Origin of the sequence: Paenibacillus terrigena DSM 21567 (assembly GCF_000374845.1) — a bacterium.
GTDB lineage: Bacteria > Bacillota > Bacilli > Paenibacillales > Paenibacillaceae > Paenibacillus_K > Paenibacillus_K terrigena.
In genome coordinates this window covers 61158-84953 of record NZ_KB895412.1, presented here as the reverse complement: position 1 = coordinate 84953, position 23796 = coordinate 61158, and the positions used below count along the sequence as shown (strand labels likewise).

Genomic DNA, 23796 nt, shown 5'->3' with positions numbered 1-23796 from the left:
TATAAGAGAAACATTCAATATATAATGAAATAATTTCATTAGTATGAAATTCATTTAATTTACGTTATCATATATTCTCTCAAGAAAGGTCCGTAGAATTATACAATCTGACACAAAAAGAAGACGCTTGATCTATTAGATCAATGCGCCCTAGATTGAATTCTTTATGCGGTCTTATTCTCAAATATGATAACCATTTTTTTGCTACCTAAATATTCAACAGAAGTATTAAGCTGCTCCGACACAAAGCGTATAGGAACAAAAGCGCTGTTATTTCTCAGTAGTAAAGGAGCGTCGGACATCACAGTTTGCTGGTTTATCTTAACTTGCTTATTCCCCACAGACCAACGAATCGTTTTACCGTCCTTTTGAATCGTTACCTCTTTCGTACTCTGGTTCCAATTCACCTTTGCCCCAAGTTTCTCGGAAATGAAACGAATAGGTACGTAGGTACGGCCTATCTGAATGAATGGCGCTGCTGTTATATTGTAGATACTGTCGCCCACATAGGCTGTCTTGCTGCCGATCATCAAGCGTTGAGTCTTACGCTGAGACATAATACCATAACGATCCGCATTCAATTTGTTAAATATTTTATAGGTTTGGGTTCCTTGGCTTAAGTCCAAGTAGTTATCGTTCAACTGCAGTCCGTAGCGTTCTGCCCCCGTATCCCAATGAAAGTCATAACTATTATTTTGAATCGGCTCCAGATCCCATACCCGGTTATTGTTCAAATTTAGAATTCTTAGGGATTTCAAATTTCTTAACGGTTCCAAATTCCACACTCGGTTGTTATCCAAGTAGAGGATATCTAGCTTGTTCAATTGTTTTAACGGGTCTAAATCTTTAATCTCGTTGGAGGATAGATCCAATGTAGACAAGTTAGTTAATTTCGCTAAAGGGGCAAGACTCTCGATGTTATTGTTGTTGGCAGAGAGACCTTCGAGATTGTTGAATCCTTCTAGCAGCTTAAGATCAGTAACCCGGTTTCCGCTAATCCCCAGATACGTCAGACTTTTGGATAGCTTCCGTAGCGGCGATAAATCCTTAATCTTATTGTAAGACACATTAAGATATGTCAGCTTCTTCATGTTGCCGAGGGGAACTATGTCTTCTATCGCGTTGTCGCTCATTTTCAAATACGCTAATTCTGCGGCACTAGAGAGTGCTTGAACATTCGAAATTTGATTGTGGTCGGCGTCCAACTCAATTAGACGAGGCAATTGTTTCACTACATCCAGGGATGAGACCTGATTCCAGCTTATTTCTAGATATTTCATCTCCTTCAGAGCTGACAATTCCTCAATCGATGAAATTTTATTTGCTTTGAGGCTGAGAGTATGGATCTTTGAGAGTTTCTTTAGCGGTGTAAGATCAGTAATTTCATTAATGCCTAAATCGAGATCCGTGATATTGACGGCATACTCCAATCCCTGCAGATCTTTAATTCCTTTACCTGATAAAGATACAACGGTGAGAGATTCTAAATCCGCTTTGGTAAGTGGTTCATCGTCTTTTTTAACTATCCATGAACGAATCGCTTTTTCGAGATTTCCATCTTTAATAATCGATTCTTGGCTAAACGCTTCCATCGAAGCTTGTCCTGGAAGGGCCAAACTTAGGACAAAAATAAAAATAAATAAGCTTACAGCAATACGTTTCTTCATGACGATCATTCCCCCTGATGACTGTTTCGTTAGATGCTCACTTCTTCTCAATAAACTTTCCCTGTTGAAGATTAAAAATCTTCATCGTGGTCTTTGAGTCTCCCTCTTGCTTGTTGTCCTCTAAGGATGCGTCCATTTCGGTCTGCCAATAGAAAAGTTCCCCATTATCATCATTGAACTGGTAACTACCCATGGCAACATGATATTTACCTTGAAATACAGAGCGGTCTTTAAGAGTACCTTTCCAAGCTTCTGTCCATACTCCAGAATCGTTCATATACATTAGATGAGATTCTCTAACATCGGCACCTGTTCCGCCTGTGCGTGTGACGATATTAAATAAAGGATTCATTCCGTCAGCTCGAAAATTCTCAATGTTCCAAGATTCGACATGCCACGGTTTCTCAAAGATTAATTTATATGAACCGTTGGACTGTTTGTCAAAGATGAAGAAATCACCAAGATGTACCCCTCCATCAATTCGCACAAGTACTTCTGGTTCGGAATCCCCATCTACATTCATTTCTTCAAAGGATAAACCATCAAAATAATAGTCCCTCTTTTCATTGCCTTGCTTTCGTATCCAATCTTCAACCATATCCTTTGTAATTCCTGTTTGAATGTTTACCGAATGATCAAGTTTAGTTTCTTTAGGACTCAGCGCTTTATCATTAACGAACAGACCAACAGAATTGCTAGCCACAGCAGTTCCGACAAAAATCGTACACGCCCCCAAAATTGGAAGTAACACTCGCAAACTTCTTTTTACTTTCACTGCCCTCTTCTCCTTCTAGAACGATTATATTATTTAGACGCTTTACGTTAATCTAATGTTTCCTTAATTACATAGGTATTGTCTTGGAATAATTCATTTGGTATCAAGCGGCACTAATCCCGATTCGAGTATTTTATAAGGGGCGGTCTTTTGCCAATTTCTTAGGGGAAGCTTCGTCATCACACTTCGCTGTTCTCTTCTCGGTATTCCCGTGGTGATAGTCCAATTAATTTGCGGAATAGCTTCGAAAAATAATGCAAAGATGAAAAACCATGCTTATCTGCGATCTCAGTAATGCTCAGATTCGTAAATAGGAGGTCGTCCTTCACCCGATTAATTCTGAATTGGGTGACATACTGTGTAGGTGGCAATCCAGTTGCCTGTTTGAACAATTCAAAAAAGTAACCACGGCTTATGCGTAGCTCTCTGTAATAGACTTCCAAAGGCTGCAGACTGCCTTGTATCAAGTCCTGATCCAATCGCTCGAGCAACTTGGACATGCGAAGATTGGGGATATGCTCCTCTTTCAGCGCAAATGTGAGGTAAAACTCGATAAACTGCTGGAAATTGCTCTGCACCTTTAAGCTGCGAACGAACGTCCGCTCATTTGTATATTTATTTTCGATATAAAACTTTTCAAAGTAATCTATCCACAAGCGTAGATTCTCGACATTCATATGCTCGGGTAAAGAAAAGGGGAAAGCTGGTCCGATTAAAGCTGGAACAAGAGTAGATTCATCATAACAAATCCTACTAGGATCGATGAACTCGACCCGACGATCTATGTATGACCAGTCGAAATAGCAGCAGATGTGGACCATCGGGTCTTCTTTGTCGGCAACCCAATGATGGGGCTGCCCTGCTGGTATGTACACGAGAGAGCCAACTGTTGCTTCATAAGTACGACCACACGTATGAATGACACCTTTTCCCTCACTGATCAAATAAAGTGAGGAGGCATAACAGATCCGATTGTTGGCAGACTGCCCCATGGAGAATGGATACCTGGTTGCATAGTACACGTAAGGATGTAAGTTGGCGAAATCCATAGACGATCACCACCTTGTTCAAAAATTTAATAATTGATATGACGATTGTATAAATAATTGACGATTTTGCAAATACAAAAATTTCATTGCGTTGTAACATTTAGAAGAAAGTAGATAGATCTCCAAGGAGGTACTACCATGTTAGAAAGTAACTATTTGTTGACTGATGAGCAAATGATGCAATATATTACGAAAGGCTATCTTGTACTTCAGAACGATATTCCTCAACAGCTTCATCAGAGCATCATGAACCAAATCAATTACGTTATGCATAATGAGGGCAATCCTGGAAACAATATACTACCCCGTGTTCCGGACATACAGCAGCTTTTCGATACACCTACCGTCAAGGGAGCCTTAAGCAGTGTACTAGGTTCTGATTATTACATGCATCCACATCGCCACTGTCATTACAACCAACCGGGAAATGCGACGCCAGGTGGCGGGCAATGGCATAAAGACGGCTATTGGTCTTCCATGCGCAGCCATCGACCTTGGTGGGCGATGATCTTCTATTACACCCACGATATTACCGAAGATTTAGGACCTACTGCAATCATGCCAGGCACCCAATACTACGAAAAATTTCTCGGCGACCGGGGTGAGACACTGCTTCCCACAGGGAAAGCGGGCACTATGGTACTCGTGCATTTCGACTTGTGGCATAAAGCTTCGCTTAATGTATCCGAACTAGATCGTTATATGCTTAAGTTTCAATTTCTCAGATTGAGCGCACCGGAGATTCCGACCTGGAATCATCAGAGCAGTGAGATGATTGTGCCGGAAGGAACGCCAGCAATCCACTTGAATTTATGGCAAGATGTATGGGATTGGCTTCGCGGAGAACAATCAGCAAAGCAAGCTGGCACAATAAGTGAAGAGCGATTGTTGGCATTACGGCAAGAGCTTGAGGCAGAGGAGGAGATCACCTCATTGAATGCAGCCTATGAGCTTGGACAACTTGGTATACAAGGGATCGAGGAACTGATCGGGCAAATCATTAACGGATCGAACCTGACAGCAGTACGGGCTGCATATGGATTGCAAGGTGCTAGCATCGAGGCAATTCCCGAGCTTCTTCGTGTTATGAAGCATGAGGATGATAAGCACAGGGCGTTGGCGATCTTTGTACTCGGGATGATCGGATCATCCGAGGGTGAAGTGGTATCCTCACTTATCGCAAGCTTACAGGATGAGAGCGAATGGGTTCGTCGAAATGCCGTTGAATCATTAGGTATGATCAAACATACTGGTGAACAGGCAGGTTCGGCATTAGCAAATGTATTGATGGATTCTCTAAAATGCGAAACTAACGATGCTTCACAAGCGAATAAGACGGTGAATTACGCAGCATCTCAGACCTACATTACCAATAAAATCGGATATACGGCAGCGCTCTCCCTGCTTCGCATAGGTAAATCAGGCTATGTACAAGAAGTTGTCCGTTCCTTGGAGCAAGCGCTTTACAGCAATGACCGTTACGTCAGAGCTTATGCAGCGGAAGCACTCACCCATCTGCGAACGGAAGAAGCAGTTGATATCTTGATCCGTTTTTATCGCTCATCCCGCTGGTGTCCGGATACGAGTAAAGCCAGTACCTTCTAAAGTTTCCCCTTGCTAACGATAAGCAAGCGTAATCGAAATGGAGCCAACCAATAAGGTTGACTCCATTTTGGTTTACTATATTTTTCATCAAACAGACATCGAAAACGTCCGATTGTAGGCAATCATATCAAATAAACGAGTGCATCTCTCTGTTTCTTCCGAATTTATAAGCGGCTGTTAATGCTAGGACGAGCGCAAAGGCGAGTAGAATGGCCAGATTCAACAGCACGCCGGATGGCGGCTCTCCCTGCTGCAGCCGACTGACCGTATCCAATAGCCAGTATTGCGGGAGAAAATGGGCGGCTTGCTGCATTAACGCTGGCATCGTTGTGATCGGAAATAAACATCCAGCCACCAGGCAGGTCGGAATAATGACCATAGTCTGTATCCCGCCCGCCACCATTGAGCTTGACGAGAACGCTATGATGGCCAAAGCCAGACTGACCGCCACCAGGGCAAACAGACCAAGCAGCAAGAACATTTGAAGAACCGGTATTCCTGAATCAATATGAAAGAACCGGGTCATAACCACTAAAGTCACAGCAATCTGGATCAGCATGACGACAACGTTCACAATGATGTTAGCTGCCACGTATGCGCGACCCGTCACCGGTGCGGCAAACACTCGGAAATAGGTCCGGTTTTCTTTTTCCTTCAGAATCATCCCGGACAAATTGACGGCTGAGAACAGCATGAGCACGACCAGGTAGCCTACCGTTTGAGCCGACTTTTGGTGCTGAACGGAGCGATCCTCCACCGTTTCGACCGAGAGTCCGGATTCTGCTTGAAGATAGCTTTTGTACATCTGGTCGAACTTTGCCTGCTCCCCTCTGGACGATCGGCCGATGGACAAGAGATTCCCGATATATGCATTCAAATACGACTTGATATAAGCTGTGACTTGCGAGCCTTGAACGGATGTCAGGCCGACGTTTGCCGGTTGGCCGGACAACATACTACCTGCAAACCCTTTAGGGAATGTTAACACCGCATCTATATTCCCACTCGCCAGGAGCCCCTCCGCCTCCTCCGTCCGCACTTCCCGGACTTCCACCTGATCAAGCTTGCGGATATACTCCACCATATCCACAGTTACCGCCTGACCGTCGTCGTGATTGACCACGCCGACTCTCAAAGGGCTCTCTTCGGAGCCGCTGTAGATTGACGAAGCCAACGCTATGCCAAGAACCGGTAAGCATAAATATAACAGCATTATTTTATAGTTTTTGACCGTGCTTAACGCCATCCTGCGGACTACCCAGATCATCTCTCTCATTACAACCCCTCCCTTCTTCTCATTAGGACAATTGCCAGGGCAAGCAGCAGTATCGAACATCCCAGGTTAAGCATCATGGCCGGAGGCGCCGCCATAAGGTTCCCCGCATAAATAATTTGCAAAATAGCATCATTAGACCAATGCAACGGGGAATATCGGGAAAGGAAATTCATCATTCCCGTCGTTTGATCGACCGGCGTATAAGCCCCTCCCACAAACGCCGCCGCTTGGATAACGATCATAAGTACACTTCCAGCTGCGTTGCCCTTCAGGCAATAGCCTACGCCGAGTCCAAGGCTGAGGGCCAATACAATTTCAGTTAATAAGACAAGGAAAACAAGCCACAGATGTTCTCCCCAATTCGCGCCGAACATATATTTGCTGAGCAGCACGATAATCGCGACAAATATTGCATTAAGCACGAGTGTCCCGACGATTTTCCCTGCGAAAATTTCTCCTTTCGTGACCGGTGATACCAACAGACGGAGATCGGTATGCCTGCTTCTTTCCGTTTCGATTAATTGCCCAGCCGTTAATGCACTGTACAGGATGATCATGGTTGTCACCGCAACGGCAAAATAGTCCAAGCCCCCAGGCTGTCTAACCGCATCGACCGAGGCTTCGGTCACATAATTTCCATTTGATGCGGAAAGGCCGGTCTCTGTTATCGTCAATCTATAGCGATCCGCTAACGCCGCCAATAGGCCCTGAACGATACCATTTTCCTTCCCGCTTCCGCTGTTGCCGTAATAGCTGATTCCCTTATCAGCGATCCGCGCATAACCCGTATAAAGACCATTTTGCACATCCTTGACGACGTCCGTTTCCGTTCTGCTTGTGGCCTCCTCGAAGCGAATGCCGGAGGCCTTCGCTTCCAGCAGAAAAGCCTCCCATTGCTTCCCTACCGCACTGCTAGTACTGTTATAGCTATATAACACGCGTATCGGATCGACCTTCACGGTTCCGTGGAAATTACCGGAGAGCGCCGTTCCCAAAATGAGCATCAGCAGGACAGGTGTCGCCAACATAAACAGCAGCATTTTGATATCCCTAAATACCTTCAATTCTTTCCCGGCGATCCGCAGAATGTTCATTCGTCCCGCCCCCTTCCTCTTTCGTATTCGTAATATGACCCTTGATTACTCGTCTCGCAGCGTTCGGCCGGTTAAAGTCAGGAACACGGTCTCCAGACTGGGCTCCTGTGCTTCCACGCCGCGAATTTCCACGCCGCTTGCCACAAGCAGCTGAATGATTGGATTTAAGTTGTTGATTTCTACAGCGGAGCTGATGTTAATCGTCTGTTCCGCCGCTTCGACCGTGTTCACACCGACAATGCTTTTCAACTGTTCCATCGGAAGACGTTCGGTCGATCGAACTGTAATGCTAATATTTTTCTGATTCGTAATAATCGCCTTAAGCTCTGCCTTCGTCCCTTCCGCAATGATCTTCCCATGGTCGATAATCGCGATCTGCGAGCAGATTTCTTCAACTTCCTCCATATAATGACTCGTATAAATGATTGTACTGCCCCTTCGATTCAGCTTCCGAACCGAGTTCAAGATATAATTGCGGGATTGCGGATCGATACCCACCGTCGGCTCATCCATTATGATCAGCTTAGGTCTGTGAGCAATCGCGCAGGCGATATTCAGCCTTCTCTTCATTCCACCTGAGAAGCTCTTCGGATAGCTCCCCTGCCGATCAGCAAGGCCTACGAATTCCAAGGCTTCGATTGCGCTGCGTTTCAGCTCTGCTCCTCTTAATCCATATAGCCCGGCAAAAAAGTGTACATTCTCATAAGCAGTCATATCTTCATAGATCGCTAAATCCTGTGGCACGAAGCCGATCGCCTGCTTCGCAAACCTACTGTGCTTGGTGATATTCCGGCCCATGATCTCGATTTCACCTTTCGTCGCGGAGAGCAAGGAAGTAGCCATATGAATCGTCGTGCTCTTGCCTGCGCCATTAGGGCCCAAAAACCCGAAAATTTCTCCCTCTTGCACCGATAGCGATAAATTGTCCACGGCGGTATATTCTCCGAATTTTTTCGTTAACTGTTTGATTTCCAGCATGTTCACCGTTGTTTCACCCTCCCGTTATGTCCGTTTCTGATGTTCTTATCGTACAAAAAAAGGACGTCCTTGCAGAAGTGCACAAGTTCATCCTCTTCCCATGAATTTATTCATGTTATCACCCTTCAAACATTCATGGGGTATATGGTATTAACGTTGTGACCGAAAACCCCCGCGAACCGTCGACAATGACCTTTCCTCCTACTGTCGCCGCCCTTTCCTCCATTCCAATAATACCGAGTCCCTTCACGATCTTTCCTTTCCCTTGGCCATTGTCAGTAACTGTAGCCTTAATTAGTAGAGGTAGCACCTGAACATGGATTGAAACCGCGGTAGCTCCGGCGTACTTCATCATATTAGTGAATGCCTCTTTCATATTATCTTGGATGATCTTCCAATGGATCGGCGAGATGAAATCCATATTTCCTTCATAGGTAAATGCCGTACGGATCGGGTATTTGTCCGAAAATTCATCAATGAACAATTTCATCCGGTTGACGCCCATCTGTTCCGTAGGCGGCTTCATCTTCTTCAGATCGAAACGAATGCTTTCGATGCCCTCTTTCGATATATGGATAGCATTGTCCAGCAGCAACGACGCTTGGTCTGAATTGATCTTGATTAAACGCTTTGCCGCCTCCATCTGGATCAGTGCGCTGGTCATCGCGTGTCCGATGTTATCGTGGATGTCCTGGGACAATCGGTTGCGCTCCTCCAGCTTAAGCGTATATTCCGCTTGCCGCAGAAACTCGTTATTTTCCTGCAGCCGAGTGTGCACCCGTTCAAGATCGCCGCGCATTCGCTCCAGTTCGGAGTGCTGTCCGCGCAGCTTGTTATCGTATAACTTTAGTGTGGAAAAATAGATCAGAGTCACTGCCGCAATGAGTATGTAGAGAAGCATTAGTTGCCGTGGCACGAGTAATAAGGGGATCATCATGAGGAGGGACGACGCAATTCCTTGTTTACCGACAAAGATTGACGCCAACTCATAAAGATGAGCCGGAAGCAGCAAAATCACCAGCGGATGATCCTGGAACATGGCGATAGCTATTCCTATGGATAGCACAGCGACGAGGAGGCGAAAGCTCTCTTTTTTCAACATATAAAACAGCAGGTTCGTACTTAGATATAATAATACGGATAAAATATACCAGGGCGTTATGCTCGTTTCAGATGATAGGGATTGGCCGACTGTAAAGACAAGTAGGGCCACTTTATAGCCGATCTTCAATAGTTCCGATGCATCTCTTGGTTCGCTCATCAGGTCAATTCACCTGTCAAATAGTAAATGGCGATTTGGGTGCGGTGCGTGAGGCCCGTCTTGCCTAATATAGAAGTAACGTGATTGGCAATGGTGCCCTCAGAGATATAGATCTGTTTGGAAATTTCCTTGTTTGTCCGTCCCTTGGCGATCAGCGCCATGATATCCAGTTCTCTTTCCGTAAAGAGGCTCTTGTCGATCCCGGGCCCTTGGTTAAGTGCGGGCGGCTCTGTGTCCTTCACCGTCTTTCCCCCAGCAACATCCGATTTCAACTTGTCTAATACCGTATCCTGCAGCACATTATGACCGTAATACACGGTTTTAATCGCATCGCTGATCCGCTCGGGGTTGTTATTTTTCAGCAAATAGCCCTTGGCCCCGTATGTAATTGCATCCCTTATATATTCGTCATCATCAAACGTCGTCAAAATCAGCGGCCTTGTTGCTGTACGCTCGACGATCAGCTTGGTCGCTTCCACTCCGTTCATTTCCGGCATTCGCACGTCAAGCAGCGCTACATCGACCTCATGCCGCTCGCAATAGGCAACAGCCTCCTGTCCATTCTGAACCGTGGCCACAACCTCAAATCCTTCAAACGTGGTTAGAATAATTCTCAGCCCTTCGCGAATGAATGAATTGTCGTCGGCAATAAGCACCTTAATGTTCGGCACAAATCACTCCCCCTTCCCTTCCACTTATTATGCATTATGAAAGGCGTCAGCACCATACTAAGTATTCGGCAGCGTGGTTCAGTATGCACTGTTGGACAACGATTAGAAGGAGGTCAATGTAAAAATTTCGCCCTACTTATGATACGGTTCAGCGTAACGGGTCTAACGGCGAAATTTATAGGGTCACTTCATAATAAAGGGGCTTAACTGCTTTAAGCAAAAAGGCGGTGCAGGAGCTAATGGTTCCTGTTTCGCCAATAACTTGGCGGATGGGCCGTTATTGTATGTAAATACCCATTAAACACTAAGCGACACCTTCTCGAAGTTCATCTACTCAGCTCAGAGAACCATTGCGCTAACTTAACTAACGAAATAAAGTTAGGCAACCTTAACTGCAATATCAATTATTGCTAAAGTCCTAAATTTATTGTTGCAGGGTAATGTCTCTTTTTGTCGAATAACAATGGAAGATATGATTACTAGAAATAGATTCTGCATTCACTCACAAACTGGTTATGTCTCGGATGTTTAAAAACAGTAAAATTGATAGCTTCTATGTATTTCATGAAGTAGAGTTCATGGATTCACGTTAAATAAAAAGCTAAAAATTAACGGTGGTGATTATAATGACACAACTGAATCATGAACAGGACTATATTGTTGAGTCTAAGCGGAGATGTATTGAGGCAGGAATGGATCCAAATGAAATTAGAATACCGAAACGTTCTATGTCAGAACAAGAATTGTTGAAAAAAAGAAACACGTATAGTGAAATTTTATCCGTTGTTGATTTTTTCTCAAAAAAGATTTTAAACTCGTTAAGCGGAACACCTATAATAATTGTAATATCTGACGAAAATGGATATTTGCTACATATGGTTGGCGATGAAACCATAAAAAAAACAATTCAACAATTAGGTATACAAGTAGGCGCACAATTTACTCAAGAAGATATGGGTACGAATGTCGTGAGCTTATCTCTTCAACAATGCCACCCGGTTCAAATCATAGGTTCAAATCATTTCCATACGATCCTTCATGACTCAGCGTGCTATGGAGTGGCCTTTCATTACACAGATATCAACAATTTACTTGGAAGTATATGTATTATGACTGCAACTGAATTGCATAATCCATTTTTCTTAACCATGTTATCTACAGTTGTTGACTCTATTGAGAGAGAGCTTTTACTTAGGAAACAGAATAGAAAGCTAGATATGTTAAATCAGATTATGGTTAATAAAAATAGAAATGGCATTATCATCACAAATGCTGATGGCATCATTAGTTCAGTAAACGATTTTGTGGTCGAAACATTCAGTATTCACAAAGATACCAATATTGTTGATAGAAGTGAACACAACCCAGAATGTCTAGTAAGTAGTCACATGAAACAAGTAATACAAAACAAACAGAGTTTTGATAATGTGCAAATGATTTTAAGAACCGTAGATAATCAAAAAGTAGTTTGTTTATTCGACGCTCAACCCATCTATGATGAAACAAATAATTTTATTGGTTCATACTCTCAACTTAGAGATATTACAGAACGTTATTTAAATGAAGAACGGCACAACTATTTAGCCTATCACGATGAATTAACATCATTACCAAATAGACGCTCACTTCATGAAACATTAAATTATCATATTTCTTCATCTCTAACTTCTGGCAAAAATATTGATTTGGCACTTATGTTCTTGGATTTAGATCACTTTAAAACGATTAATGATGCTTTTGGACATTCCAATGGTGATATATTACTAAAGCAAGTTTCCAGTAAACTGACACAATTTTTAGGTGATAATGGAAAGGTATTCAGAATGGGCGGAGACGAATTCATTTTCTTATTTCATAACCTTAATGGGCAAAAAGAAGTTACTCACATAGGTAAGCAAATTATTGACTTATTTGACACTCCCTTCACTATTAATGGTTCCAAGTTCCATGTAACTGCGAGTATCGGTATAGCAATCTATCCCAATGATGGGACTGACGCTGAAACGTTTATGGTTTACGCAGATAATGCAATGTATAAGTCGAAATCAAAGGGAAGGAATAATTATACCCTATTCGATTCAAATATGAAGTCCAATTCTAATGAAAAAGATAAACTATCATTGGAAGTTTCATTAAGAGAGGCTTTAGAAAATAAAGAATTTATCGTGTACTATCAACCGCAAGTTGACTTAATTAATAAGAAAATCATTGGAGCAGAAGCTCTCCTAAGATGGAACAGTCCAGACTATGGTATTGTATCGCCAGATGTATTTATTCCGATTTTAGAGGAAAACGGATTAATTTCTCAAGTTGGTGAATGGGTATTAAGTGAGGTCTGTGATCAAAGTAAGCGGTGGGTTGAAATGGGGTTTCCTAAATTTAGAATAGCGGTCAATCTTTCTTCACAGCAATTTTTAAAGGATAACTTAGTTGAAGTCATTTCCAATACCTTAATTGAAACCGGAATGGATCCTAATTATTTGGAGTTAGAAATTACGGAGACGATGACCATGGATGTTGAGCGTGCGATAAATGTTTTGGGTCAATTGAACGCTTTAGGAGTAAGAATTAGTATTGATGATTTCGGTACCGGTTACAGCTCTTTGAATTATTTAAAGAAGTTCCCTATTCATACTTTAAAAATAGACAAATCCTTTGTCAGAGACATCATGTTGGATAAAAATGATTCAAATATTGTTAGCACAATTATTTCAATGGCACACAATTTAAATTTAGATGTTGTAGCAGAGGGTGTAGAAACAAAAGATCAGCTCAATTTTTTACAAATGAAAAAATGCGATGTTATTCAAGGATATTATTTTAGTAAGCCTCTTTCTGTCGATGATTTTGAAAAGTCGTTTTATCAACTGAATGACGATATAAAAATCAATTACTCAGTCGAAATGGATGGTTAAAATGAAAAAAATTTCCGAGATATTAGCAATCCACTTTAAAAAGTGGGGGATCAACCACATATTTGGCATTCCAGGCAAACCAGTCACTCCACTCATTCTTGATTTATATAATAACGGTATTGAGTTCGTATTGTCCAAGCATGAGTCGGGGGCTGGATTCGAGGCTGCTGGTTATGCATTAATGACTAATAAATTGGCCGTTGCTATTGGTACATCGGGTCCAGGTGGTACTAATCTTTTGACATCTGCCGGTCAAGCAAGAGCATCTCATCTTCCTGTTCTATTTATTACTGGACATCCTTCTATCAAAGATTCAGGTAAAGCATTAGGTCAAGACTCAACGATGTTTGGAACGGATATTGTTAAAATGTTTGAACCTGTGACAAAGTTTAGCGCCAGAGTGGAAAGAGCGGATACTTTTAAGTCTTATTTTCAGCATGCCATAGAAAAAGCCTACTCAGGAGTTAAAGGCCCTGTTCATCTATCCATAGCCGCAGACGTTTTAGCTGAAAGTATAGCTGAATTTGAAATTGACTTACCTGAGGTTATTTATCCTGTTGCTCCAAACTTAGATAAGTGTAAGGATTTAATAAATCGTCCTGGTAAAAAAGTTATTTTTCTAGGCAAAGGCGTACATTCGAGCAGGGCATATCGAGAAGTGAAAATGTTAGCCGAGATTTTCAACATTCCAGTCATGACCACGCCAGGAGGTAAGGGCGTATTTGAGAGTAATCACCATTTGTCATTGGGGGCATACGGTCTTGGGGGGACTGAGGAATCTAGTACATACGTTGAATGCGGTTTAGATTTGATGATCGTCATTGGAACCAAGCTTTCCGATATGTCCATTGCCGGTCTAAAACCTTCCAATTTTCCGAAAAACGTCATTCAATTCGATTTTGACCAAACTTTCATAGGTAAAACTATTGAGGTAGAAACATTACCTATTGTTGGTGATATTAAAACAAATCTAAATGCGCTATTTGATAAACTTAATTACAAAGAAATAACTAAAATGCCCTTTAATATGGATGATTATAAAATCAAAGAACCTTCTACTGAAAGTAAAACTCCAATGTCTGCAGTTGAAGCTGTTAAAGTAATGAGTGCTGCTTTAGATGAAGATACGATCATTTTTGGCGATGATGGAAGCCATACTTTTTACGCAATAAAATATTATGACGTCAAGATACCCGGTTCTTTTTATTTTGATGATGTGTTCGGTACAATGGGCCATGCTATAGGGTATTCTATTGGAGCCAAGCTTTCAAATCCCAAAGCTAAGATTGTTTGCTTAACCGGGGACGGATGCACCTTTATGCATGGAACTGAGATTTCTACTGCTGTAAACTACGGTGCTAATGTCATTTTTGTCGTTTTCAATAATGGCAAAATCGATATGGTTGATACAGGAATGACTTTGCACTTAGGAAAAGCTGTGGGAACTGTTTATAACACGATGTTAGATGTTCAAAAGTTTGCAGAATCCATGGGGGCTCTTTCTTTCAAATGTTTCGATGCTGAGGAGCTAGCAGATGCGATAGAACAAGCTAAACTTGCAAATAGAACGGTTGTTATTGAGGCTATGATTGATCCATTCGAAATTCCACCAACAATGAAGAGGGGATAAATATGAGTAGAGATTCAGATCACTATAACAAGGGAATTGAAGTTCTGAATGAGATGGTTGGAGCACCAGGCTTGAAAGCGATAGAATTGTTCGAAAAATTCTATCCCGATTTTGCAGATTTTCTAGTTTCGTTTGGTTTTGGAGAAATCTACTCCAGAGAAACATTGGATTATAAGCAAAGAGAAACAATTACGCTGACAGCATTAATTTCGCAGGGTGCTTTTGAGCAAATGGGTTTTCATCTTAATGCAGCGCTCAATGTGGGGATGAGTCCAAAAGAAATCGTTGAACTTGTTATTCATTGTGCCGCTTATGTTGGTTTTCCAAAAGCATGCAGCGCTATGGTACAAGTAATGAATGTATTTGAGCAAAGAGGTATAAAAGAAATTTAATGACTTGTCTGCCTTGTGGAGAAGGGTATTGCTGTTCACGTAGAGTACTAGCACTTTGCTGAAACTCCAGAAAAACCTTATTCCCGAAGGGTTATCACCCTTTTATACCAAAAAAATGCGTTATTTGTGATATGGTACAGCTTAACGGGTCTATCGGCGAAAAATCCACCGCGGCGCATGACCGCCAACCCTTTATACCCGATCTAATAGCTAAATCAAGCCTCATACACATACACCGAAGGCCGTCGAAATACACGGCGGCCTAGTTATCGATGATTCAGTTATTTTGCTACAAAATGCCGCCCCACGGAGTAATATTCATCCTTATTCACGGCATCGTCCAGCCACTTCATCAGCTTCACCCCGTCCTGTTGGGCATTGTAGAAATGATTTACTGGGGAGAGTGTATGGGGTGTCCTGCCCGTCTTCTCGTTAAGACCGTAATCCGTGATGTAATAATAGTAGCCTGGCAATACTTCAGTTAGCTCTCGGGCAGATTCCAGCATACGCGCCGACCAGCGATGCACATATTCGCCGTCATCCGAAACGTCACCATTCAGATCCTTTTCAAAGTCGAACAGCAGTTCATCATAAAGTGTATTGGACTGCAAAAGTACCGCGTTGTTCGGGAGCAGCTTGCGGTTCGCCGTGAATACGGACGAGATCAAATCGCCGTGGACTTCATATCCAAAGGTTGCTGCAAAGTTGGCATTCCATTCGTTATCAATAATATCTGGCCAGCGGTCGGTGTTTAAGTAAGAGCTGTCTGAATATTGATAAATGCGGGCATCTGGGTAGCGTTTCGCAATCTCAGGCGCCCAAAAGGCAGCCCCGAATCCCCCGGCACTTTCTCCAGCGACAAGGATCTTCTCCGGCGCAGCGAAATAACTTGTAATCCATTCCAATGCTGCGCGCGTATTGGCTTGACCGTTGTAACGCATTGTGAACGGCTTGCCTTTGGCGTCCGTATATTCCTTGAATACATTCCCGATATGCAGATCACCAGTAGAATAAGGGATATATACAATATTCCAACCCTTGAACGGATTGTCAGGGTTATTATTTTTCAACAGGCCACCCAGCGTACTTACCTTAAAGAATGGAATGTTCGGAAAGTAATATTTGATCTTACCGTTCATCATTACATTACCCAGACTGATCGGATGCGCGGCAGTCACCGCATCCCAGGCCACACCGCCCCCAGAAAAATAAATGATCAATTTATTTTCATCAGCTGCTCCCTTATTGGCAAGTAAATAGTATTCCGAACCGTCGGCAGAAATGACTTGTGCATCCTGGTCAAACTTGATCTTATTCCAGACATAGCGCTCCGCAGCAGCCCATTTATCCGGTTCAGCAGGCTTTTCAAGCATGAAGAAATAAATATAACCCGCCAATGAACCCAAGATAAGTATAATGCCACCTATCGCGGTCAGGAGAATCTTGTTGATCCTTTTCATTTTTTTCTTGTGTTTTGTCACTCAAAGACCGTCCTTTCAACAATAAAGTAGTCCACAAGTTAATCAAATAAAAACAGACGGTTTTCACTACCGTCTGTAACGCACTGTCGATCAGATTTTTCCATTTCTCATCACTTTTATGATATCACATGGTGAAATTATATGGAGAAATATTCATCTCTTTTCAAAACAAAACCCCTTAAACCAGAAGTTCGAAGAGGTTAAAACACACTCTATTCCACTATCCACAAAAACCCCCTTCGCAAACAACCCATTTATTTGCCGCTACTTGTAGTACGGTTCTGCGCGTTGTCTATAACTACAATTTAGTCAAGAAATATTTTTACATAGAGTATCTACAGTGGACGACATTCTTGTGGTAAAATATAGAAAATTTTTCAGGCGTGAAGGTGTGTATCGCTATATATGAAGATAATGAGAAGATGATTTTTACGAGAATATTCTTCGGGAGGGCTATGTTGTTGATGAGGGATGCAGAAGAGGGGCAACAGAAGCACGGGCAGCAAGAGCACATCGTGACGCTACCATTGTTCTCCACCACGGACAGGAACGGACGGATGACTGCGCTCCAGCCGGGACATCGCATAGGACGAGTGGCTCCACTGCTGCCGTGGTTGCTCGCATCCGCTGCACCGTGGGCACTAACAGGCTCCGTGCCGTTCGGCGCCCTGCTCGGCCTAGCGCCGACACCGGCGATCAGCATATTCCTCGGTCATCCGGTCACGGTGAGCGTCGCTGTGGTACTGCTCTTCGTCTCCATCGGTGTGACGAGCGGAGTGTACTCCAGGGCGGTCGAGCAGTTCGGACAGACCAGGATCGGCGGCCTGTTCGCGAGGCTAGCTTTCACAGGAGGACTCGTCGTCGTCGCAGCAATCCTCCTGCTCTGGACGCTGACAAGCGATCCATCGCGACCCTTCAACCTCGAAGCGATAGCAACGTCGCCAACGATTCCGCCAGAGCTCGGCGCAGTCGTCGGAGCTGGCTGTGCCCTCTGGACCGCGATCTTGCTCCTGCGGCTACCAGGCTCGGTCGCCCACGCCCGACGGCGTCAAGCGGACATCGAGCGCCTCCGCATGGAGGGATCGTCATTCATCGGAACGCTGACCGCCGTGAACTTTACTAACGTATGGCTCTTCAATCTCCCAATATTCACGGTCGAGGTAAGTTACAACGTCGACGGCAGGACATGTGTCGTCTTAGCGCACATGCGCACCAGCGCCGAGCGCGTCCCCATTATCGGCTCGCGCTTGCTCGTGCTGACTGACGATCGCGGAAGAACCCACGTGGAGTTGGATCCGTCAAATAACGTGACATTCGATCCGGACGTGTGGAAATATGCAGCACAAGACGGTTGATCCTGCGGCCCTATCCACTTCGCTCGGGACCCCGCCCCACTAATATTGATTCTCCGCTTTACCCCTATTTATGATACGGATCAGCAAATCATCTATTGAGCGAAAGAGAAGGCACCCGATCGGGTGCCTTCTCTTCTAATTCCTGTGGGGTCTTCATTTCAATCAGAGGGTCGTAATTTAAAGCAACTTAATCAGCTCTTCTAGCTCATCAACTAATACTTTTGCAAGTTCAAAATCAGTATCTTTTAAAGCCAATTCTATTTTCATTTCAACTGCTTTTTTGTTTTGTTCCGCTTCTAAATAGTCTTTATCAAAATGACTAGCATAAATCATCTGTTTAAATTTTCGCATAGTCATTTTTCTAATCGTCTTATCTTCAATAATTAATACATAATCCATACCATTTACAACAGAATAGAAATCATGAGATATCATGAGAATCGCACCTTTATAATCTTCAATGGCTTTTTCCAGCGCGATTTGCGTATAGGTGTCTAAATGGCTTGTAGGTTCGTCAAGAAGCAATACGTTTGCCTTACTAGCAGAAACTTTAGCCAATTGGAGTATATTTTTTTCTCCACCAGATAAAGATGCTATCTTCTGATTAACGATTTCTCCTTCAAAGCCATAGTGAGATATATACGATCTAACCTCATCATAAGTGCTAAACCCAGCATCAATGAATTCTTCTAGTATTGTATTAGAATCCTTTAACACTTCGCCTTGAAGCTGAGATAGATAAGTCACTTTAGCATCCGCATTTATTTCAATGGAATCTTGATTATTGTTAAAGATATCTCGGAGTAAAGTCGTTTTTCCGGTACCGTTTGGACCGATAATGGCTACTTTATCCGTAGATTTTATCTCAAAGCTAACATTGTCTAAAAGCAGCTCATCAAAGGCAACACTATAATTACTGACATTTATAACAATGGTGTCTTCAATCTCATGATCAATATCAAAACTAATATTCGGTTGCTTAATATCAACAAATGGCGCTTTAATTCTACGCGCTTCCAATCTCTCTTGAAATCTAACTCTAGCTTTTAACGCTCTCCCTCTAGATGCTTCTGAATTAATAGTTGCGATAGCTCTTAGATTATCAATAATGTTATCGTATCTCTCAATTTCTTCTTGTTCAGCGACTGCGATTTCTTGCAACTCAATTTTTGTCTGAAGTAATGAGAAATTATACTCAATATATCGCCCATCAAACTCTTGGATCTCCATGTTTTCAAGGTGAATAATTTTGTTGAAACAATGATTCAATAGATATCGGTTGTGGGTAACAACTAGCAGTATGCCTTTGTGAGAATTAATAAGATTTTTAAGCGCATTTAGGTTTTCAAAATCTAAAAATACATCGGGCTCATCCATAACCATCAAGTCGGGACTACTAAGCATCTCCTTCATCACTTGAATAAGTTTGAATTCTCCACCACTCAGTTCGGATACCCTAACATCTTTTAGCTTCATGAGGTTTGCTAGATTTAGTTTTTTATTAATGTTGCTTTCAAAATTATCGCCGCCGATTGCATCAAACGCATCTAAAGCTAATTGGTACTTTTCGAGTAACGGCTCAATATCCGATGATGTTTCCATTTCAGTACAAAGAGATTGTATTTCATTTTGTATTTTAATAAATTTTTCTCCAATATATTCAAAAACGGTTGTTTCTTTCGTTCTGTCTAGTTGGGAGAACTGACTTACATACCCAATTGTGCAGGTTGGATCTATCTCTAACTTGCCCTCGAACAAATATCTTTCTGGATCCATCAGTATATCGATCAGTGTACTTTTACCACTGCCACTTGTTCCTATAAAAGCGCAATGCTGTGCCTCTTCTAACGTAAATGAAATGTTTGTATATAGTTCTTTTTGTGGAAATGAGAAGGATAAGTTTTCAACTTTTATCATGGTATTACCTTTCTTTATTACTAGATTTGTGACTATTATTGAAAGTATCGTAGAGCATAGAGTTTGAGTTTACCGTTGTAAGAGTAACACTGTTTACAACCAACTTCAATCCATTTGTATGGCTCTTCAATCTCCCAATATTCACGGTCTAGGTAAGCTACAACGTCGACGGCAGGACACGTGTCGTCTTAGCACACATGCGCACCAGCGCCGAACGCGTCCCCATCATTGGTTCGCGCTTGCTCGTGCTGACCGACGATCGCGGAAGCACCCACGTGGAGTTGGATCCGTCCAATCACGTGACATTCGAGCCGGACGTGTGGAAATATGAAGCATCAGACGGGTGAGCCTTTGTGGGATGGCCCTTTCTTTGATCTTTCTTTGTTGAACTATCACCTAAACAATGCCGCTACGCATGATAAGGCTCCCCGCGCTGTCTGAAGCGGCATGAGACGCTCCTGAAGTGAAAAACTACCTCAAGAAAATCTTAAATTGGCTAAACGCTCCTCCAAAATGATGCGCAGCTCTTCGGGAATCCGTTCAAACTCGACCCCTTTCCCCAAAAACAAAAGCCAATCCGCATAGTACGCTAGCGCCTCAGCATCAATCACATCTAGCTGAACATTGAAAATCCCGCTCGACTGAAACATTCCGGTAAGCGACAAAATGATCCCGGGCGGGTGCATACGCTTAAAGCGTTGAATCCCAGACGCATCAAGTTTCACAACAAGATTGGCCTCACGTGCACGGTTCCGTTTTTTGCTACGGATTTCTTGCTCGGACCATTTCATCTCCCGCTCAGAAATTGCCGAATCACGGAGCATATCAACAGGTAAATAACGAAACTCATCCGTATCCAGATCGTACACCTCGACCAGCCACTGCGCGTTCGAGTTAAAAATATGTAGCAAAAAAACATCCATCAACTGTGGCCAGCCGGGACTCATCTCATACGTCAAGCGTAAGTGCTTATCCCTCACAGCAAGCGAAATCAACTGGTTCAGCTCCGCGGGCGCCGCATCATCAAGCTCCAATAGATTCGGATTGGCAGGGTTCGTATTTTCAAAAAGCAAGATGTTATTCAGCTCAATCAACTCGTCTTGCTGGGATTGCGACGCGATGCCGATGAGTTTTTCAGTGATTGAGCGGCGATTATGCAAATAAGGCAACTGCGAATTTTTCGAGGCGATAAAGCTGATAAAAATCGCCTTCAGCTCTTCTGGCGTGAAGCGGACGGAGGGCAGATACTGATTCTGCAGGACATAATAGCCGCCGCCGCGCCCAAGCTCAGTCGTCAGCGGAAAACCCAACGCCTGAATCTCGTTAATGTCGCGGATCGCCGTCGCGCGGGAAATCTTGAATTCCCGTTGAATCTCGGCAATCGTAAAATGCGCGCGGTTATTGATGTAGCGCATAATCAGGTTCACTCGTTCTGTTTTTTTCATGACTTTATTATATCAAAATGTAACAAATAAAAAGTATCATTTTTTGATACATTAAGGAAATAGAATCAGTCTTGTAAGAAATAAATCCCACAGAGGAGAGAATTATATGTCTAACTACTCAATCCAAACGGTATCAGAAAACTACAAAATGACGGCTTTCGGTGTTACGCTTGAAGACTACAACGACTGGACAGGTAATGCAGCAAAAACTGCAGCGAGAAAAGCTGAAATCACCGAGAACGGCAAGCTTGCCGAACTCCTCGCGCTCGCTGACGGGCAAGAATATCAAATCAACTACGTCCTCGACGGTAAGGCTTGGCGCGGGTTCGGCGTGATGGGCGAATTCGACGTGGAAGGCTCGGTCGTCCTCGATTTCCTCGCAGGAGACTACATCGTCGTGTCTGGCACAGGCACGGACCAAGACCGCCTTGCTGACGAAATCACAGGCAAAGTTTTCGGCAGCATACTGCAAGAAATCACGGACTACAAATACGTGGGGCCCGGTAACTCTACTTTCGTCAAATCAGCTGAAAACGGTGACTTCTACGGCGAAATGTGGCTTCGCGCAAAAAAAATTGACCGCTAATCTCTTAGATAAAAGGAGCAATCCCATGACAAATTACACGCTTGAACACAAAAAATCATTCACATTGACCGCTTATGGTTTTTCAATCCAGTCGAATTTTCAAGACATGCCGGCTATGCAAAAGGAAAAAGCCGAGTTTTGGGGCAAACTCAAGGCTGACGGGCGGTTCACTAAGCTTAAAGACGCCGCAAAGGACGATCTCGAATGGTCAGTTAATGAGGTTTATCAAGGCAAACCGTGGAATTATTTCGCTGTAGAAGCTGGAAAATCAGTGGCTGACGCAACGCGAATCATCGAGTTTCCGGAGAGCGATTATATCGTGGTCGCAGGAAATGGCGACAAGGAAACTTTGTTTGATCAGCTGACTTACCGTGCTTTTGGCGAAGTCTTAGCCAAAATCACCGACTATGCTTACATTGGCGGTCCAAATGCGACGTATCGCAAAGATAACGGCGACGGCACTTTCTACGGTGAATTTTGGGTGCCTGTGGTCAAAAAATAAAGGTCCACGACAAAAAACTTGCCAAAATATACATCTCCATATAAAACAAAGCCACTTCTGAAATGAAGTGACCCAAAAAAGTTAGACACTATATTGTTAGGTGACATTGAGGGCGTGAGTCCGGTACTGTACCGGGCTCATGCCCTTTAGTTTTGATTTAATCTGCCTGTGATTATTACCAAAGAAGCTTTCGATAACGGCATTATCATAACAGTTTCCTTTGCCTGACATACTCTATGTGACCCCACGCTCTTTTAACGCTTGCTACGTTTCCACGTGATAGCAGGTTATCTTTTATGTGAGAAGCATCTTTTCTCGACATACTCTTTTTCTTTTCGAAAAACAATTAAATTAAATTATTTCTGTATACATTATTTGTATCTCCTTTATTTATGGTAAGACTCACCGTATCATCTTGAAAACGAAAATTTATGTTGCTAAAACGCCCTATATATTATCAGCAATAATACAAATCATTGCAATACGACTCGTCTCACATTTCACTGATAAATATAATGATAGGAAAGGAGCTGCCTCAGCAGCCCCTTTATTCTTTGATAACTATGCGACTCCATTTCTTTTATTAATTGAATCTCTAATACTTTCTGGCAAAGACGAATATAACTTATTCACTAAATTATTTCTCGTTATTCGATCCTCAACAACATAATTTAATAAGTGAAATAACGATTGCGCTGTATCTTTATCATCTTTTAAATCTATTTTACCAGCATGAACTGCTTGATTTCCAATAACCCTAAGACTATCTAAAGCTTGTTGGACTATTTCTGGCAAACCTTCATTAACAAGAGCCTTAATCGCATCATTGATATCCATTTTATCTTTCCCCAAAGACTTACAAAGTTTTTCAACACATAGTCTTAAGAGAGCTGCAGCACCACGCGGGGAAATTTGGACAATTTTTGATGCTTCATTATAATCTTCTTTAATATCTTCAGGCATGTCTGGATGAGGCGGCGGAACAAGACCATTAACCGGAAAAAACAATTGCTCTTTTATCCATAATGAAAACTTTTTACAGTGCTGACATAGAGAGGCTTCCCAATCATATATTTCATCACCAAGTTCATTTTGCCAAGCTAGAGTCCCCCATGTTTGTTGTGAATAAACCCCACAGTGTGGACAACTGAAGGCTCCGCTTCGAAATGTCGGACTTAAGTAATCTCTCATACTTCT

19 protein-coding genes and 1 pseudogene are annotated in these 23796 nt (G+C 42.8%); 7 read left to right on the top strand and 13 right to left on the bottom strand.

Annotation, left to right across the window (positions count from 1 at the left end):
- Positions 1-164 precede the first annotated feature (164 nt).
- The 3 genes from C558_RS0100420 to C558_RS0100410 all read right to left on the bottom strand — a co-directional run bounded on the left by C558_RS0100420 (position 165) and on the right by C558_RS0100410 (position 3491).
- Positions 165-1667 (bottom strand): leucine-rich repeat domain-containing protein, encoded by a 1503-nt coding sequence (locus tag C558_RS0100420; protein WP_018754224.1) that lies wholly within the window; start codon positions 1665-1667, stop codon positions 165-167.
- A gap of 37 nt (positions 1668-1704) precedes the next feature.
- Positions 1705-2442 (bottom strand): hypothetical protein, encoded by a 738-nt coding sequence (locus C558_RS0100415; RefSeq protein ID WP_018754223.1) that lies wholly within the window; start codon positions 2440-2442, stop codon positions 1705-1707.
- A gap of 179 nt (positions 2443-2621) precedes the next feature.
- Positions 2622-3491 carry a helix-turn-helix transcriptional regulator gene (locus C558_RS0100410; protein WP_018754222.1) on the bottom strand — a complete coding sequence of 290 codons (870 nt, stop codon included), beginning with the start codon at positions 3489-3491 and terminating at the stop codon, positions 2622-2624.
- Between the two features lie 138 nt (positions 3492-3629).
- Between C558_RS0100410 and C558_RS0100405 the strand changes: the two genes are divergently transcribed.
- Positions 3630-5096 (top strand): HEAT repeat domain-containing protein, encoded by a 1467-nt coding sequence (locus C558_RS0100405; protein WP_018754221.1) that lies wholly within the window; start codon positions 3630-3632, stop codon positions 5094-5096.
- 127 nt (positions 5097-5223) lie between these two features.
- On the opposite strand, the gene C558_RS0100400 is transcribed toward C558_RS0100405, so the two are convergent.
- From C558_RS0100400 to C558_RS0100380, 5 genes are all read right to left on the bottom strand, one after another.
- Positions 5224-6342: an ABC transporter permease gene (locus tag C558_RS0100400; RefSeq protein WP_245583721.1), complete on the bottom strand. Its 1119-nt coding sequence runs from the start codon at positions 6340-6342 to the stop codon at positions 5224-5226.
- Positions 6343-6371: 29 nt separating this feature from the next.
- On the bottom strand, positions 6372-7466 hold the full coding sequence (locus C558_RS0100395; protein ID WP_018754219.1) for an ABC transporter permease: 1095 nt from the start codon (positions 7464-7466) through the stop codon (positions 6372-6374).
- Between the two features lie 45 nt (positions 7467-7511).
- Entirely contained in the window at positions 7512-8450 is a 939-nt protein-coding gene (locus C558_RS0100390; protein ID WP_018754218.1) for an ABC transporter ATP-binding protein, read from the bottom strand.
- 127 nt (positions 8451-8577) lie between these two features.
- Entirely contained in the window at positions 8578-9705 is a 1128-nt protein-coding gene (locus C558_RS0100385) for a sensor histidine kinase (RefSeq protein WP_018754217.1), read from the bottom strand.
- Positions 9705-10376 carry a response regulator transcription factor gene (locus C558_RS0100380; protein ID WP_018754216.1) on the bottom strand — a complete coding sequence of 224 codons (672 nt, stop codon included), beginning with the start codon at positions 10374-10376 and terminating at the stop codon, positions 9705-9707. The genes C558_RS0100385 and C558_RS0100380 overlap by 1 nt, the downstream gene beginning before the upstream one ends.
- A 626-nt stretch (positions 10377-11002) precedes the next feature.
- Between C558_RS0100380 and C558_RS0100375 the strand changes: the two genes are divergently transcribed.
- From C558_RS0100375 to C558_RS0100365, 3 genes are read left to right on the top strand one after another with little or no spacing between them, the layout of a single operon-like run.
- A complete protein-coding gene (locus tag C558_RS0100375) occupies positions 11003-13291 on the top strand; it encodes an EAL domain-containing protein (protein ID WP_018754215.1) in 2289 nt (762 codons plus the stop codon).
- A 1-nt stretch (position 13292) separates the two neighbouring features.
- Complete coding sequence (locus tag C558_RS0100370; RefSeq protein ID WP_018754214.1) at positions 13293-14921, top strand: thiamine pyrophosphate-binding protein; 1629 nt, start codon at positions 13293-13295, stop codon at positions 14919-14921.
- A 2-nt stretch (positions 14922-14923) separates the two neighbouring features.
- On the top strand, positions 14924-15313 hold the full coding sequence (locus tag C558_RS0100365; RefSeq protein WP_018754213.1) for a carboxymuconolactone decarboxylase family protein: 390 nt from the start codon (positions 14924-14926) through the stop codon (positions 15311-15313).
- A 281-nt stretch (positions 15314-15594) separates the two neighbouring features.
- On the opposite strand, the gene C558_RS0100360 is transcribed toward C558_RS0100365, so the two are convergent.
- Positions 15595-16773: a pectin acetylesterase-family hydrolase gene (locus C558_RS0100360; RefSeq protein ID WP_040674189.1), complete on the bottom strand. Its 1179-nt coding sequence runs from the start codon at positions 16771-16773 to the stop codon at positions 15595-15597.
- A 404-nt stretch (positions 16774-17177) separates the two neighbouring features.
- Between C558_RS0100360 and C558_RS0100355 the strand changes: the two genes are divergently transcribed.
- Positions 17178-18149 carry a hypothetical protein gene (locus C558_RS0100355; protein WP_245583710.1) on the top strand — a complete coding sequence of 324 codons (972 nt, stop codon included), beginning with the start codon at positions 17178-17180 and terminating at the stop codon, positions 18147-18149.
- A 177-nt stretch (positions 18150-18326) separates the two neighbouring features.
- On the opposite strand, the gene C558_RS0100350 is transcribed toward C558_RS0100355, so the two are convergent.
- Together C558_RS0100350 and C558_RS0100345 are read right to left on the bottom strand one after the other, a co-directional pair.
- The gene (locus tag C558_RS0100350) at positions 18327-20066 is read right to left on the bottom strand and encodes an ABC-F family ATP-binding cassette domain-containing protein (RefSeq protein WP_018754210.1); all 1740 of its coding nucleotides are present in this window, start codon (positions 20064-20066) and stop codon (positions 18327-18329) included.
- Positions 20067-20542: 476 nt separating this feature from the next.
- The gene (locus C558_RS0100345) at positions 20543-21511 is read right to left on the bottom strand and encodes a helix-turn-helix transcriptional regulator (protein WP_026263650.1); all 969 of its coding nucleotides are present in this window, start codon (positions 21509-21511) and stop codon (positions 20543-20545) included.
- Between the two features lie 106 nt (positions 21512-21617).
- Here C558_RS0100345 and C558_RS0100340 point away from each other — a divergent pair, with 106 nt between their 5' ends.
- Together C558_RS0100340 and C558_RS0100335 are read left to right on the top strand one after the other, a co-directional pair.
- On the top strand, positions 21618-22097 hold the full coding sequence (locus C558_RS0100340) for a hypothetical protein (protein WP_018754208.1): 480 nt from the start codon (positions 21618-21620) through the stop codon (positions 22095-22097).
- 25 nt (positions 22098-22122) lie between these two features.
- Positions 22123-22599 (top strand): GyrI-like domain-containing protein, encoded by a 477-nt coding sequence (locus C558_RS0100335; RefSeq protein WP_018754207.1) that lies wholly within the window; start codon positions 22123-22125, stop codon positions 22597-22599.
- Between the two features lie 96 nt (positions 22600-22695).
- Here the strand turns inward: C558_RS0100335 and C558_RS33540 are convergent.
- Both C558_RS33540 and C558_RS0100330 read right to left on the bottom strand, forming a co-directional pair.
- Positions 22696-22833: pseudogene (locus C558_RS33540) on the bottom strand (IS3 family transposase); the annotation flags it as partial.
- 327 nt (positions 22834-23160) lie between these two features.
- A complete protein-coding gene (locus C558_RS0100330; RefSeq protein ID WP_018754206.1) occupies positions 23161-23790 on the bottom strand; it encodes a DUF4145 domain-containing protein in 630 nt (209 codons plus the stop codon).
- Between the last annotated feature and the right edge of the window lie 6 nt (positions 23791-23796).